Origin of the sequence: Caballeronia sp. LZ033, from assembly GCF_031451265.1 — a bacterium.
In the GTDB taxonomy this organism is placed as follows: Bacteria; Pseudomonadota; Gammaproteobacteria; order Burkholderiales; family Burkholderiaceae; genus Caballeronia.
Genome location: NZ_JARUXQ010000001.1, coordinates 933,084 through 947,064, shown reverse-complemented (window position 1 = coordinate 947,064; position 13,981 = coordinate 933,084). Strand labels below are relative to the sequence as shown.

The following is a 13,981-nucleotide window of genomic DNA, read 5'->3' as shown; positions in this document are numbered from 1 at the left end:
GCAGCCCCCTCGCTGATCCCCGCCTAACCCGCCTGACCCGCCTTGCGCGCCCGCTGCTGCGCATGCGCCGCGAGCCGCACCGCCGCGTTGGCCGCGCCATACCCGTCGTAGCCGCCGCGCCGCTCGATCACTTCCAGGAAGAAGCGCTGGTCGAGCTGCTCCGTATAAGCGTGAAAGAACTCGCCGCCGCGTTCGTCGCGATCGTAGAGGATGTTGTGCTCGTGCATCGTCTCGATCTGCTCGTCGGGCAAGCCGAAGCGCGCCACCAGATCGTCGTAGTAGTTGCGCGGAATGCGCAGGAACTTGACGCCGTCCGCCTCCAGACGGGGAATCGCGTCGAAGATGTCGGGGGTGCTGAAGGCCACGTGATTCAGGCCCGAGCCGCGGTACGCCGAGAGCGATTCCGATACCGCCGTATAACGGTCCACCGACGCATTCAACGCAATGCGCACCGACCCGTCGCGGCTGCGCACGGCCCGGCTGCGCACCAGGCCGTAGGGATCGGGCACGAGCACGGCCGCTTCCGTCTCGAAGCCGAACGCGCTGCGGAAGAACAGCACCCAGGTGTCGAGCGCGTCGGCGGGCAGCGACAGGCACACGTGATCGATACGCGACAACGGTCCCACCTCGTACGGCCCGTCGATGTCCGTGAGCACGAAGTCCGATTCCCAGAGCGTCGGGCCGCCGGGCGCTTCGTCGACGAAGTAGTCGAGGCTGCCATCGGGCGACTGCACGCCCGGCACATGCCGTTCGTTCGGCCCGATACGTCCCGAAAACGGCTTCGAGCCATAGGCGGCGGCGCGCTCGAACGCGAGCCGGGCATCGTCGACATGAAATGCCGACGCGCACAGCGACAGGCCATGCTGCTGGAAGAACGCGCTGGCGAACGAATCGGCCTCGGCGTTGAGCACGATCGAACCCGCGCCGTGCCGGTACAGCTGCACGTCCTTCGAGCGATGCTGGCCCGCAAGCCTGAAACCGAGTCTGCCGAGCCATTGCGCGAGGTGCTCGCGCGTCGCCTGATCCACGGCGAATTCCAGAAACTGGAAGCCGATATGCTCCGGCGGCGCGGGCGGATCGAACAGTTCCGGCGGCGCCTTCTCGCCCATCAGCGCGCGCGTCTGTTCCTCGAGAAAGCGCAGCGAGCGATAGCCGTCCGCCGCCGTGATCGCGGTGGGCGCGGCGCGGAAGCCATCGTTGAAGATTTCCAGCGACAGCGGGCCCGTGTAGCCCGCCTCGAGCACGCGCGCCGTGAAGCCCGCGACATCGAATGCGCCCTGCCCCGGGAAACAGCGATAGTGGCGGCTCCATTCGAGCACGTCCATGGCGAGGACGGGCGCATCGGCGATCTGCACGAACGCGATGCGCTCGCCGGGAATCGACGCGATCTCGTCCACCGAGTCGCCGATGGACAGCGTATGGAATGTGTCGAGCGCCAGTCCGAGGTTCGGGATGTTCACGGCATCGACGAGCCGCCACGCGTGCTTGTACGAATTCACGTGCCGGCCCCACGCCAGCGCCTCATACGCGACGACCACGCCCGCTTCCTCCGCCAGACGCGCGAGCACGCCAAGCTGATCGACGATCAACGCATCGTCGCGAATCATGTCGGGCGACACGTTGGAACACGCCAGCATGCGATCCGTGCCGAGCTCATGCATCAGTTCGAACTTGCGTTTCGCGCGCTCGGCATTGCGTGCGAGACGCTCCGCGCTCACGCCCTCGAAATCACGGAAAGGCTGGAACAGATAGATGGCGAGGCCCAGGTCTTCGCACATGCGGCGCACGTCGGCGGGCGTGCCGTCGAAGTAGAGAAGATCGTTCTCGAAGATCTCGACGCCGTCGAAACCGGCCGCCTTGATGGCCTGCAGTTTCTCGGCGAGCGTGCCGCTGATGGAAACGGTCGCGATGGATGTCCGGATTGAACGCAGCATCGCTGCCTCCTTGATGCATTCGGTGGATGCGGAATCGACTGGGCGCGTCTCGTGTCAGTGTAGGCCGTTCGTGCCCGTTCGCGCTGAAGGCGGCAGAACGCCATGCGCAATCCATGTCAGTCTGCGGCATGATAGCAAACTAACTAGACCGTACAAATACGTGAAAACACCGAACGACAGGTCCCGTGCGGCAGTTCACACTGCGCCGTACCCGATTTCGCACTGCAGCATCGAAACCTCGCGCAGTGCCACACCTTGTTGGAGCGCATGCATGACTCAGAAGACTTCGTATCTCATCGGCCTGATCGGCTCGGGCATCGGCGGCTCGCTCACGCCCGCCATGCACGAACAGGAAGGCCGCACGCTCGGCCTCAACTACGTATACCGGCGCATCGATCTGCAGGCGCTGCAACTCGAACCGGCTGCCCTTCCGGACTTGCTGGTCGCGGCCGAGCGCATGGGCTATGACGGCCTGAACATCACCTATCCGTGCAAGCAGGCCGTGATCCCCCTGCTCGACGAACTCCATCCCGACGCCCGCGCATTGGGCGCGGTCAATACGGTGGTGCTGAAGGACGGCCGGCGCATCGGTTACAACACGGACGGATCCGGCTTCACGCGCGCGTTCCAGCGCGGCCTGCCGGGCGCGCCGCTCGAACGCGTCGTGCAGCTTGGCGCCGGCGGCGCGGGCGCGGCCGTCGCGCACGCGGCCCTGGCGATGGGTGCGCGCACGCTGACGCTGTTCGACTCCGATGCCACCCGCGCCGCCGCCCTCGCGGCCGATCTCGGCGCGCGTTTTGCGGACCGTACGGTCACGAGCGGCGGCGATCTGCGCGAGACGCTGGGCGCCGCAAGCGGGCTCATCCACGCGACGCCGACCGGCATGGCCAAGCTGCCCGGCCTGCCGTTGCCGGCGGACTATCTGCACAAGGAACTGTGGGTCGCGGAGATCGTGTACTTCCCGCTGCAAACGGAACTGTTGAAGGCGGCGCGCGCGCTCGGCTGCCGCACGGTCAGCGGCGGCGGCATGGCGGTGTGCCAGGCAGTCGATGCGCTGCGCATCTTCACCGGCCGCGAGCCGGATGCCGAACGCATGTTCGCGCACTTCCAGAGTCTGCTGGAAGGCTGAACGTTTATCCGGCATCAAACAAAACGGCGGCCTCGCGAGAGAGCCGCCGTTCGGCGTTTCAGCGTTGCATGCGTTGAGGTCATTCGTCGCGCCGCATGAAACACAGCACGGCGTCGACGATCATCTCGCGATGCCGTGCCCGCGAACGCACGCCCGACGGATCGCGTCCGAACGCGGCGCTCCACGTATGGCGATTGCCCACGCGGTGAAAACAGAACGAGCTGATCATCAGATGCAGGTCGATGGGATCGACGTCGCCACGGAACTTGCCCGCCGCCACTCCGCGCGCGATCAGATCCTCGATGGTTTTCACGACGCTCGAATTGCGCGCCTTGAAGGTCTTCGACTGCTCGATGTACTTGGCCGAGTGAATGTTTTCGATGGTCACGAGCCGCACGAAATCGCGATGCTTGTCGTGATAGTCGAAGGTAAAGCCGACGAATTCCCGCAGCGCTTCTTCCGGTTCCATCTCCGCGAGCTGCAGTTCCTGCTCGAGCTCCCGGATGTCGCCGTAGACCTGCTCCAGCACCGCTTCATACAGCCCTTCCTTGCTGCCGAAGTAGTAGTACAGCATGCGCTTGGTGGTGTTGGTGCGTTCCGCGATGGCGTCCACGCGTGCGCCGGTGAGGCCCATCGCCGAGAACTCCTGCGTGGCGATGTCGAGAATGTTCCGCTTGGTCTCCTCAGGGTCGTACTTGCGCCGTCCTTCTGCTGTGGTCGACGAGGGCGCAGTACTGGCGGCCTTGCTTCCTTTTTTCATTTTTCTGTCTGAGAACGGCATGGAAAATCGATTCTAGCACGGGCTATATAGGCATCCTTGCCTTACGGGCCCATCCATTCCGGGTGCTTCGCCTATAATTTTCTTCCCCGCATGCAATCAAGAAAATCATTACGCATGAAGCACTCTAAAACGCTGACAGCGTGCGCGCTGGCCGCATGCAGCCTGATGGGAAGCACGCATCTTTTCGCCCAGACCGCCCTGCCGCCGGGTCATCCCGATGCCAAGCAACTGATGGCCGCCGAAGGCGTGATGACCAGCGCGAGTCTCGCGCGCGGCGCCGCCGACGTCTGTCATATCGATGCCGCGAAAATCGCGCGCTTCAAGGACGTGGTCCATACCAGCTATCCCGACGCGCCCGACTTCGACGGCGAATGGAAGCTCGGGCTGGCTCAGGCGCAGTCCACCGTCGATCGTTTCGCGCGGCTCAAGGCGAGTCAGCCCGCGGAATACAAGAAAGAGATTGGCGAGGCGTGTCCGGCGCTTGCGCGCGGCATCGACGAAGTCACGGCCCAGCCGCCGCAGTAAGCAGCGGGACGGCGCTCAGTCGTCCCTGCGCTGGCTTTCCTCGTAGTGCGCGCGCTTTTCCGTGTACATGACGGCATCCGCGCGCTGCAGCATCGACTCGAGCCGTTCGCCGTCCTGGGCGGTGGCGGCGCCCATCGCAAACGACAGCGGCATGCCCGAATAGAACTGGTTGTTCACTTCGAGCAACTGCCGGATGCTGTCGATCACCGCCTCGCCGCCGCGTTCGTCGGTGCCGGGCAGCAGCACCATGAATTCGTCGCCGCCGATGCGCGCCGCCTGGAACGGCTTCTCCACCGCCTTGCCGAGCACTTCGCCCGCGCGCCGCAGCAGCGCATCGCCGGCGGCGTGGCCGAGCTGATCGTTCACCGCCTTCAGGCCGTTGACGTCGATCGCGATGGCCGTCACCGGGAACGGCCCCTTGCGTTCGAGCCGGTTGATTTCATCGACGTAGAACGAGCGGTTCTTGAGCTTCGTCAGCACGTCGTGCTTGCCGAGGAATTCGAGGTAGGCCTCGGCCTTCTTGCGCGCGGTGATGTCCGTCAGCGCGACGAGCACCAGATCCCAGCGCGCCTCGTGCCCCGGAAACACCGAGAACTGCAGATGCACATGCACCTCGTTGCCTTCCAGCGAATAGTTGACCACCTCGCGCTGATGAAAGAGCTTGTGCTCCCACAGCTCGACCAGCTGCTCCTGGAAGTGCGCATGCATGTCGTCGCGAAACACGTCGGGCAGGCGCGACAGCAGCGTCGCCTTGTCGGGTGCGGCGAACATGCGCAGCGTGTGCTGGTTCACGTCGAGGACATGGATCTCCTGCATGCAGCGCTCGACGAACTCCGGATGCACATTGGTGAAGGTGCGGAAATCGACGATGCCGCGCTCGCGCACATCGTCCAGCAACGCCTTCACGGAGCTGAAATCCTCCACCCACAGCGACACCGGCGAATGCTCGAACAGGCCGCGCGCATAGAGTTCGCTGGCGGCGGCGCTGCGCCGCATCGCTTCGAGTTCGGTGATGTCCTCGATCGTCACGAGCACGCGGCTCCACGTGTCCTCGTGTCCCGGCAGGACGACTGCCTTGAGCAGCACGTCGAGACGCTTGCCGTCGAGCGTGTAGTTGACCGTCTGGCTCACGAAACGCGCCTTGCCGGACCAGAGCTGCTCGAGTTCGTCGACGTGCGTCTTCAGCATGTCGTCGCGGAACACGCGGTCGAGGTTCTGCACCAGATGATCGGCGTCCTTCGCCTGGAACAGGGACAGCGTGCGCTGATTGACCTTCACCACCCGGATGCGCGACGAGCATTCCGCCACGCGCTGGGGCTCGTCGGCGAGAAACGCCCGCAGGTCCGTGACGCCCGCCGCCCGCCAGCGCTCGAACTGATCGCGCACCGCGCTGAAGTCCTCGAGCCAGAGCGAGACCGGCGCGAGGTCGAACATGTCGGCATCGTCCTCCGGCATGCTCGCCGGCGTAAATTGACCGGCAGCGCGGCGCGGGTCGTTTGGCATGGTGTTCCTTTCGGCTTGCGCCGGCTCTCGGTCATGGCTGATGCATGCGGGATCGCTCCCGAATCATCTCATTATTGTAGCGCGCCATATTTTGCGGGAACCTGACGGCGCTCTGCCTTGAAGGAGGCGCCGATGTGTATCGGGGGCAGATGCTAAACTCGATTGACAGGCATGGACCCGGGCGTCGCGTTCCTGGCACAGGCTCGGGCACGTTTGCTGCACTTCCGGCAGGTCAACGGCACGCCGCCTGATCCGCGCGCAACAACGCGGCACGATACACGGCGCGATGCCGCCTTCATCGACACGCAACCACCAGGAGGCATGACTCTCATGGCTGACTTCCGTATCTGGTCGGATGAATTTCCGGCGAATGGCTTCATGGCGCGCGCCCACGAATTCGACCAGCAAGCCTTCGGCGGCGCGGGTGAGAATGTTTCCCCGGCGCTGCAGTGGGACGCCCCGCCCGCCGAGACGCGCAGTCTCGCGCTCACCGTCTACGATCCGGATGCGCCGACCGGCAGCGGCTTTTGGCACTGGATCGTCGTCAACATTCCGCCCGACACGCGCTCCCTGCCGCGCAACGCCGGCAAGGCCGACGGCAGCCTGCTGCCCGCCGGCGCGCTGCAACTGCGCAACGACTACGGCACCGTGGGCTTCGGCGGCGCGGCGCCGCCGCGCGGCGACCAGCCGCATCGCTACATCTTCCGCATCCACGCGCTGTCCGCCGAGAGCCTGCCGCTCGACATCAACGCCACCAACGCCGTGGCGCGTTTCATGACGCACCTGAACGAAATCGATTCGGCGACCTACACCGGCCTGTACGAACTGAAGTGAAGAAGGCATGACCGGGGCGCGGCCTTCGAGGTCCGCGTCCCGCCTTGCAGCGCCCGCGCACAATCCATTTGAAAACGGCGTGACATACAATGCGCCGCCGCCACTCCCTGCCCATCGATGGACTCCGATCAAGGTCTGCCGCTCCCCCAACGTTACTGGGCCATTCTCGTCGTTGCGCTGGGCGTCACGCTCGCCGTGCTCGACGGCGCCATCGCCAACGTCGCGCTGCCGACCATCGCGCGCAATCTGAACGCGTCGCCCGCCGATTCCATCTGGGTCGTCAACGCCTACCAGCTGACCATCACCATCTCGCTGCTGCCGCTCGCCTCGCTCGGCGACCGTATCGGCTATCGGCACGTGTATGTCGGCGGACTGGCGCTGTTCACGGTGTCGTCGCTGGCCTGCGCGCTGTCGGGCTCGCTCGTCGGGCTGACCGCCGCGCGCATCGTGCAGGGCTTCGGCGCGGCCGGCATCATGAGCGTCAACACGGCGCTGGTGCGCATGATCTATCCGCACCAGCAACTCGGACGCGGCGTCGCGATCAACACGACCGTCGTCGCCGTGTCCTCGGTCGTCGGCCCGACCGTCGCCTCGGGCGTGCTCGCGGTCGCCACCTGGCCGTGGCTCTTCGCGATCAACGTGCCGATCGGCCTCGCCGCCTTCGCCATCGGCATCCGCGCGCTGCCGCGCACGCCGGGGCATCGCCAGCCCTACGACTACATCAGCGCGATCATGAACGCGCTGTTCTTCGGCCTCGCGATCGTCGCGGTGGACGGCTTCGGACACGGCGCGCACCGGCCGTGGGTCATCGCCGAGTTGGCGGCAGTGGTGGTGATCGGCTACTTCTTCGTCAGGCGGCAACTGACCCGCAGTCAGCCGCTCCTGCCGGTCGACCTGCTGCGCATTCCGGTCTTCGCGCTGTCGATCGGCACCTCGGTCTGTTCGTTCTGCGCGCAGATGCTGGCCTTCGTGTCGCTGCCATTCCTGCTGCAGGACACGTTCGGCATGAGCCAGGTCGAAACCGGCTTCCTGATGACACCCTGGCCGCTCGTCATCGTGTTCGTCGCGCCGCTCTCGGGCATTCTCGCGGACCGTTATTCGGCAGGCTTGCTGGGCGGCATCGGACTCGCGATCCTGTCGCTCGGACTGGTCGCGCTCGCCACGCTCGGCGCGCATCCGGATGCGTTCGACATCGCGTGGCGCTTGGCCGTCTGCGGCCTCGGCTTCGGCCTGTTCCAGTCGCCCAACAATCGCCAGATCATCTCCGCGGCGCCGCGTCATCGCAGCGGCGGCGCGAGCGGCATGCTCGGCACCGCCCGGCTCACCGGCCAGACCCTCGGCGCGGCGCTCGTCGCGCTGTGCTTCGGCATCGCGTCCAGAAACGGCCCCACGCTCGCGCTCGGCCTCGGCGCGGCATTCGCGGCCGTGGCTGCCGTCGTCAGCCTGCTGCGGCTGACCGGCGGACGCCGCGTCGAGACGGCCTGAGGGACGCGCCCCGCACCGTCTGTCTCCGCCCTTTGGGCACACCCCTTGCTGAACGTCGGGCATGGATTCCGCACATGCGAATCACCCCAAAATCGCTAACAGGAGTGTGTTCATGGGCTCATCGCTCAACGGTTGCAAGGTTGCCATTCTCGCCGTCGACGGCTTCGAGCAGGCCGAGCTCGTCGAGCCGCAACGTGCGCTCGAGGAAGCCGGTGCGCAGGTGCACGTCATCTCGCAGAAGGCCGGACAGATCCAGGGTTTCAAGCATGTCGACAAGGGCGACAAGGTCGACGTCGATGTCACCCTCGATGCCGCCAACGCCGGCGATTACGACGCCGTGGTGTTGCCGGGCGGCGTGGTCAACGGCGACGCCATCCGGCTGGATGCGAAGGCGCAAAGCTTCGTCAAGGAAGCCGATCGCGCGAAGAAGCCGATTGCGGTGATCTGCCACGGCGGCTGGCTGCCGATTTCGGCGGGCATCGTCGCGGGCCGCACGATGACCAGCTGGCCGAGCTTGCAGGACGACGTGCGCAACGCCGGCGGCACGTGGGTGGATCAGGAAGTGCAGGTGGACGGCAATCTCATCACGAGCCGCAAGCCGGACGACCTGCCCGCTTTCAACCGTGCGCTCATCGACGCGCTCGGCAAGTCGCGCGCGGCCTGAGCGGCAAGCCTCGTCACGGAGTCATGCCGATGTCGAAACCGTTCAGCCGTCACGAGCATATGCATGCGCAAGGGCGCGGCTTTCGCCTCCCGGCGAGCGCCGTGGAAAATCCGCGCAGCTGTGCTTTCGGCGCGGCCTATATTGGAGACACGGCGTCATGATCCTCGCGCACGACATGCGGCGCGTCGCCCACCCTCGTCCCGCTTATGAGGACTCGACCATGCACATCACCTTTGCCGACGAATCCCCTGTCTATGACGGCGACGACCTTGCCATCCACTTCGCGGCGCTCGTGGATGGCGAGCCGGTCGTCTGTTCGATCTCCGCAGAGGCGCTCGAAGATCACTTCGGCGCGCCATCGCCGCGCGAAGAAGATCTGCTTGCCGCTTTTGAAAACGGCGCCGCACGCATCCGCGCGGTCTGCGCCGAAGCACTCGATGACAACGGCGGCCAGCCCGTCGTGCTGAGAAGCGGGCTGTTCCGCGTCGCGGGCCTGGAACCGGAATGACCCGGGCCGGCATGCCGCGCGTCGAATCCATTCACCCAGTCGATAAGGAGGGAACATGTCCCTGATCATTGCGGGCCGATTTCAAACTTTTCCCGCGGCCGAAGCGGCGGCCCAGCGCTTGTTCAATAACGGTTTCGTCGAAGAGGACGTGACGCTGTTCTTCGTCAATCCGAGCGGGCAGCATGCGCGCCATCCGATCGGCGGCGACGTCGGCACCGATGCCGGTGCGAGCGCCGCGCCCAAGGGCGCCGGCAAGGGTGTGACGATCGGCGCGGTGGCGGGCGCGGTGGTCGGCGCGGCGATCTTCGCCGTGTTCCACGCGCCGCTGCTGGTGTCGGTGATCGCGGCGGGCGTCGGTGCGTATGTGGGATCGCTGGTCGGCGCGATGTCGCATACGCGCAAGCCGAAGACGTCCGCGCAGGCCGAGGAGCCGATGCGTCATGCGGGCGTCGTGGTGGCCGTGCATGTCTCTCCCGAGACCCAGGGCAAGGCCGCCGATGCGTTGCGCGCGGCCGGCGGCGTGGATATCGAACGGGCGTCGGGACGCTGGAAGCAAGGCCGCTGGAGCGACTTCGACCCGCTGCAACCGCCGCATCCGGTAGGCGAATTCGCGGAGACGCGTGCCTGAGGGTTTGCTCCGCTTCTCATGCAAAAACGCCCGCGAACGCGGGCGTTTGCGCGCATGCGTCACTGCGCGTTGTCAGACCCAGAGACCCGTTGGATGTGTGGGACGCACATGCCCGCGGATGCTGCAATCGGCCGGCTGCATGCGTGGCGCATCCGTCTGCATCGACGAAGGCTCGCAAACCGGTGCGGCCTGCGACGGTTGAACCTGTGCAGCCGCTTCCTGAGTAGCGTTGACATGCTGTCGCACTTGAATGGTGACCGCCGAAGCCACGATGGCCACAAGTACGAGGGACTCGCGCTTGGCGAGCCGGTGCAGGAAATTCATGGTGTTCTCTCCAGTTGCCGTCGTGCGCGACTCTCCGAAGGATTCGCGCTTGTAGTGGCGTGGAGTTAGCAAAGCGTGTGCCGCCCTTCCCCGTCGTCGAGCTTTGAGACCCGCCCGAACCCCGCGCCTTGCGGGCACGCCGCATGCGCTATGAACTGGCAAGCCGCAACTCGCAGGGAGGCCGCGGCGTAGCAAGGTCTCAACTCAATAACGGAGGACTCTCATGAGCACGAACGTCGTATCGGTACTCAACGATCTGGTCGAAACCTCGAAGGATGGTGAGAAGGGCTTCCTCAAGGCTGCCGAGGACACGCGCGATCCCAGCCTCAAGCTGCTGTTCCAGAATCGCGCGCAGAAGTGCGCCGAAGGCGCGCGCGAATTGCAGGACGTGGTTCAGCGACTCGGCGGCAAGCCGGAAACCGGCGGCTCGGTGGCCGGCGCCTTGCATCGTGGTTGGGTGGACGTGAAGTCGGCCGTGAGCGGTCACAGCGACCATGCGATCCTCGCCGAATGCGAGCGTGGCGAAGATGCCGCCAAGAAGAATTATCGCGAGGCGCTGGACAAGGAACTGCCCGCCGATATCCGCGCGATCGTCGAGCGTCAATATCAAGGCGTGCTGGAGAATCACGACCGCATTCGCGACTTGCGCGATCAGTATGCGGCTGCGAAGTCCTGATACGCGTCAGGTCCGCTGACGAAAAAAACGGCCGCTCGCGCGGCCGTTTTTCATGGCGATCAAGGAAGCGCAGCTTACTGCGGCTGGCCCTTGTCGTTGGTGCCCAGCGACGATGCCGCTGCGGCTGCCGAAGCGCCCTTCAGCTTGTGCGCCTTGTCCTGCTGATGCAGATAGGTGCCCTTCGACTTCTTAGCGTGCGAGCCGGTTGCCGCCGCATCCGATGCAGCCTGTGCGAAGGCGCCCGTGGAGAACGCCAGTGCCAGCGCGCCGATCAATGCCATCTTTTTCGTCTTCATGAAGAGCTCCTTTTGCCGGGGTTTCGGAACGGCGCTGTTCTGCACGCCCGTCAACCGCCTGTGTAAGTAACGTCCTGAACGGCCGTACTTCGTTTATAGGTTTCGAAGTGCTGCGAGGTAATGCGCACTGCTGAAGCGGAACCATGTTGCGACTGCGGCGCCGGATCCGTTGCGACACGAATCACGACGCCCTGATGCGAGAACCCGCGCCCGATCCGGCCGTCCGCCTTCCGGCGAACCATCGGACCCTGCGCGGGTTCCTTGCTGCTGGCACTCAACCGCGGCCCGCCGTGGCGAAGCCGGGCATACGCACTATGCCATTACTTGGCCGCAATTTTAAGGTGGTTCTTCACCGATGCAACACCGGACACGTTCGAGACGACTTCCTCGGCGGCGGTCTTGTCTTCCGCCGACGGCACCGTACCGGTCAGCGACACCACGCCCGAGCGCGTCTTCACGTGGATGTGCGTGGACTTGACGTTCTTCGCGCCGAGCAGTTCGGCCTTGACCTTGGTCGTGACCGCGCTGTCATCGACCTTCTGGCCCATCGTCGTGCCGGAACCGGTGGTGGACGATGCCGGCGTCACAGTCGCGTTCTGGGCGCTGGCGTTCAGCGCGAACATCACACAAGCGATACCACCGGCAGCCTTCAGGATTTGAGTCGTCTTCATGGCAATACTCCCATTTTGTCGATTTTGGTCTGGCGCGCCGACTCGCTTCTTCAGGCGAGGGGCCGCGCTCTTCGATTTACGTCGCGCCGTAGCACGCGAAACGTGCCATCCCTATCGCAACTTGCGTGCCGAAGCCTTGTGTCCGGCGTGTTCAAGTCGTCGCGCGACACGGGATCCCTGTGAAGAATCAAAGGCTTGTTGCCCCTACGAGAATCTCTCCGGGCGCGTCCGGCGGACATGACGGCGAGTCCGTGCGAATCGGCGAAACGCGCGGCGCTTTTGTCTGAGTGCGTGTAAAAAAGTGCGTGAATGTGGCCTCGGCCACCCATCGAATAATCGCTGCTGACGCAAAAAAGCTAGTCGCAGCACGAGCTTGACGATCGCTGGCACGGTCTGTGCTTTTATCCACTTGCACATCAGCCCGTCACGTCTAGAACAATCGAGGATCAGCACGCAATGCCGCCCATACTCGAACTCCGCGCGAAGCAAAGTCTCGCGCTTACACCGCGTCTCCAGCAGTCCGTTCGCCTTTTGCAATTGTCATCGCTCGAGTTCCAGCAGGAACTGCGCAATGCGCTCGACACCAACCCGTTTCTCGAGTACGACGAAACGCAGACCGAAGACAACGCGCTCGGTGCCGACAACGGCAGCTCGATGAGCGATTCGACGCTCTCCCCCACCACCGACAGCGCAAGCGAAGTACCCAGCAGCACCGAGGCGTCGAACGAAGGCGAATCCAGCATGGATTCAGGCAGCCGCGACGACTCCATGAACGAATTTTCCTCGGACCCGTTCGGGCGCAGCGCGTCGCGCAATAACGGCGACGGCGAAGGCTCCGACCCTGCGGACTGGGTCCGCATCGAGCCGTCGCTGCACGAAACCCTGCACGATTCGCTTCGTCTGTATCAGCTGAACGAGCGCGATCGCGCCATTGCCCAGCTCATCATCGAAGCCCTGGACGACGACGGTTACCTGCGGCAGGAACTGAGCGATCTGGCCAACGTGGTCGAGATCGAACCGGCGCTCGGCGAAGACGAACTCACGATCGCTCTCAAGCTGGTCCAGTCGCTCGACAAGCCGGGCGTGGGCGCGCGCAATCTGTCCGAATGCCTGACCCTGCAGCTCCAAGCACTCGACGAAGAGACGCCGGGCCGCGCGGTCGCGCTCGAAATCGTCGCGCATCACCTCGAACGTCTCGCACGCCGTGAGCAAGCCGAACTGCAGAAGAAGATCGGCTGCAGCGCCGATGAACTGCGCATCGCCTGTGCGCTCATCCGCCGCCTCGATCCGAAACCGGGCGAGAACTACGGCCAGAGCGAGGACAACTACGTCGTGCCGGACGTGATCGTGCGTCAGGTCAAAAAGCAGTGGCTCGTGACGATCAATCCCGCCGTGTTGCCGCGCGCGCGCATCCACCGCATGTATGCCGAACTGTTCGCGCAGTCGGCCGGCGCCAGCCGTTCGCCGCTCGCGCAGCAGTTGCAGGAAGCACGCTGGCTGATCCGCAATGCCCAGCAGCGCTTCACGACCATCCAGCGCGTGGCGGAATGCATCGTGTCGCATCAGAAGGCGTTCTTCGACTATGGCGAAATCGCACTGAAGCCGCTGGTGCTGCGCGACGTCGCCGACGAACTCGGCCTGCATGAGTCCACCATCTCGCGCGCCACGGGCAACAAGTACATGTCCACGCCGCGCGGCATTTTCGAGTTCAAGCATTTCTTCCCGCGCGAGCTGTCGACGGAAAGCGGCGGCACCTGCTCGGCCGCGGCCGTGCGGGCGTTGCTGAAGGAAATGATCTCGCAGGAGAACACGCGCGATCCGCTGTCCGATGTCAGTCTCGCGAAGATGCTGGCGGACCAGGGCGTGATCGTGGCGCGCCGCACGGTGGCGAAGTATCGCCATCTGATGAAGGTGCCGCCCGCAGAATTGCGCCGTCAGGCGTGAAGTGCATCGTCCGCGCATAGAGGCAACGCGCGCGGACACACTGCTTGTCACGCTCTCAAGCGCTCGGCGACGACCCGGT

General features: G+C 64.9%; 15 protein-coding genes. 9 read left to right on the top strand and 6 right to left on the bottom strand.

What is annotated here, in order from left to right; genetic code table 11:
• Window positions 1-23 precede the first annotated feature (23 nt).
• Entirely contained in the window at window positions 24-1,922 is a 1,899-nt protein-coding gene (locus QCE62_RS04275; RefSeq protein ID WP_309919604.1) for a TIM barrel protein, read from the bottom strand.
• A 283-nt stretch (window positions 1,923-2,205) separates the two neighbouring features.
• Here QCE62_RS04275 and QCE62_RS04270 point away from each other — a divergent pair, with 283 nt between their 5' ends.
• Window positions 2,206-3,063: a shikimate dehydrogenase gene (locus QCE62_RS04270; RefSeq protein ID WP_309914700.1), complete on the top strand. Its 858-nt coding sequence runs from the start codon at window positions 2,206-2,208 to the stop codon at window positions 3,061-3,063.
• 79 nt (window positions 3,064-3,142) lie between these two features.
• Here the strand turns inward: QCE62_RS04270 and QCE62_RS04265 are convergent, their stop codons facing one another.
• Window positions 3,143-3,823 (bottom strand): TetR/AcrR family transcriptional regulator, encoded by a 681-nt coding sequence (locus tag QCE62_RS04265; protein WP_309914698.1) that lies wholly within the window; start codon window positions 3,821-3,823, stop codon window positions 3,143-3,145.
• Window positions 3,824-3,958: 135 nt separating this feature from the next.
• On the opposite strand from QCE62_RS04265, the gene QCE62_RS04260 reads away from it, so the two are divergent.
• Window positions 3,959-4,369 (top strand): hypothetical protein, encoded by a 411-nt coding sequence (locus tag QCE62_RS04260; RefSeq protein WP_309914696.1) that lies wholly within the window; start codon window positions 3,959-3,961, stop codon window positions 4,367-4,369.
• A 15-nt stretch (window positions 4,370-4,384) separates the two neighbouring features.
• Here the strand turns inward: QCE62_RS04260 and QCE62_RS04255 are convergent, their stop codons facing one another.
• The gene (locus tag QCE62_RS04255) at window positions 4,385-5,872 is read right to left on the bottom strand and encodes a sensor domain-containing diguanylate cyclase (RefSeq protein WP_309914694.1); all 1,488 of its coding nucleotides are present in this window, start codon (window positions 5,870-5,872) and stop codon (window positions 4,385-4,387) included.
• Between the two features lie 330 nt (window positions 5,873-6,202).
• On the opposite strand from QCE62_RS04255, the gene QCE62_RS04250 reads away from it, so the two are divergent.
• The 5 genes from QCE62_RS04250 (at window position 6,203) to QCE62_RS04230 (ending at window position 9,991) form a co-directional block, all read left to right on the top strand.
• Complete coding sequence (locus QCE62_RS04250) at window positions 6,203-6,706, top strand: YbhB/YbcL family Raf kinase inhibitor-like protein (RefSeq protein WP_309914692.1); 504 nt, start codon at window positions 6,203-6,205, stop codon at window positions 6,704-6,706.
• 117 nt (window positions 6,707-6,823) lie between these two features.
• Window positions 6,824-8,191, top strand: coding sequence for an MFS transporter (locus tag QCE62_RS04245; RefSeq protein WP_309914691.1), 1,368 nt, complete (start codon window positions 6,824-6,826; stop codon window positions 8,189-8,191).
• 112 nt (window positions 8,192-8,303) lie between these two features.
• Complete coding sequence (locus QCE62_RS04240) at window positions 8,304-8,855, top strand: type 1 glutamine amidotransferase domain-containing protein (protein WP_309914689.1); 552 nt, start codon at window positions 8,304-8,306, stop codon at window positions 8,853-8,855.
• Between the two features lie 157 nt (window positions 8,856-9,012).
• Window positions 9,013-9,363 carry a DUF1488 domain-containing protein gene (locus QCE62_RS04235; RefSeq protein WP_309914686.1) on the top strand — a complete coding sequence of 117 codons (351 nt, stop codon included), beginning with the start codon at window positions 9,013-9,015 and terminating at the stop codon, window positions 9,361-9,363.
• A gap of 55 nt (window positions 9,364-9,418) precedes the next feature.
• Entirely contained in the window at window positions 9,419-9,991 is a 573-nt protein-coding gene (locus QCE62_RS04230) for a glycine zipper domain-containing protein (RefSeq protein ID WP_309914683.1), read from the top strand.
• Between the two features lie 72 nt (window positions 9,992-10,063).
• On the opposite strand, the gene QCE62_RS04225 is transcribed toward QCE62_RS04230, so the two are convergent.
• On the bottom strand, window positions 10,064-10,315 hold the full coding sequence (locus QCE62_RS04225; protein WP_309914680.1) for a hypothetical protein: 252 nt from the start codon (window positions 10,313-10,315) through the stop codon (window positions 10,064-10,066).
• Window positions 10,316-10,538: 223 nt separating this feature from the next.
• Here QCE62_RS04225 and QCE62_RS04220 point away from each other — a divergent pair, with 223 nt between their 5' ends.
• Window positions 10,539-10,991: a PA2169 family four-helix-bundle protein gene (locus tag QCE62_RS04220; protein WP_309914677.1), complete on the top strand. Its 453-nt coding sequence runs from the start codon at window positions 10,539-10,541 to the stop codon at window positions 10,989-10,991.
• 74 nt (window positions 10,992-11,065) lie between these two features.
• Here QCE62_RS04220 and QCE62_RS04215 read toward each other — a convergent pair whose 3' ends face one another.
• Together QCE62_RS04215 and QCE62_RS04210 are read right to left on the bottom strand one after the other, a co-directional pair.
• On the bottom strand, window positions 11,066-11,287 hold the full coding sequence (locus QCE62_RS04215; protein ID WP_309807685.1) for a hypothetical protein: 222 nt from the start codon (window positions 11,285-11,287) through the stop codon (window positions 11,066-11,068).
• Between the two features lie 320 nt (window positions 11,288-11,607).
• A complete protein-coding gene (locus QCE62_RS04210; protein ID WP_309914674.1) occupies window positions 11,608-11,958 on the bottom strand; it encodes a BON domain-containing protein in 351 nt (116 codons plus the stop codon).
• 456 nt (window positions 11,959-12,414) lie between these two features.
• On the opposite strand from QCE62_RS04210, the gene QCE62_RS04205 reads away from it, so the two are divergent.
• A complete protein-coding gene (locus QCE62_RS04205; protein ID WP_309914673.1) occupies window positions 12,415-13,902 on the top strand; it encodes an RNA polymerase factor sigma-54 in 1,488 nt (495 codons plus the stop codon).
• Window positions 13,903-13,981 lie beyond the last annotated feature (79 nt).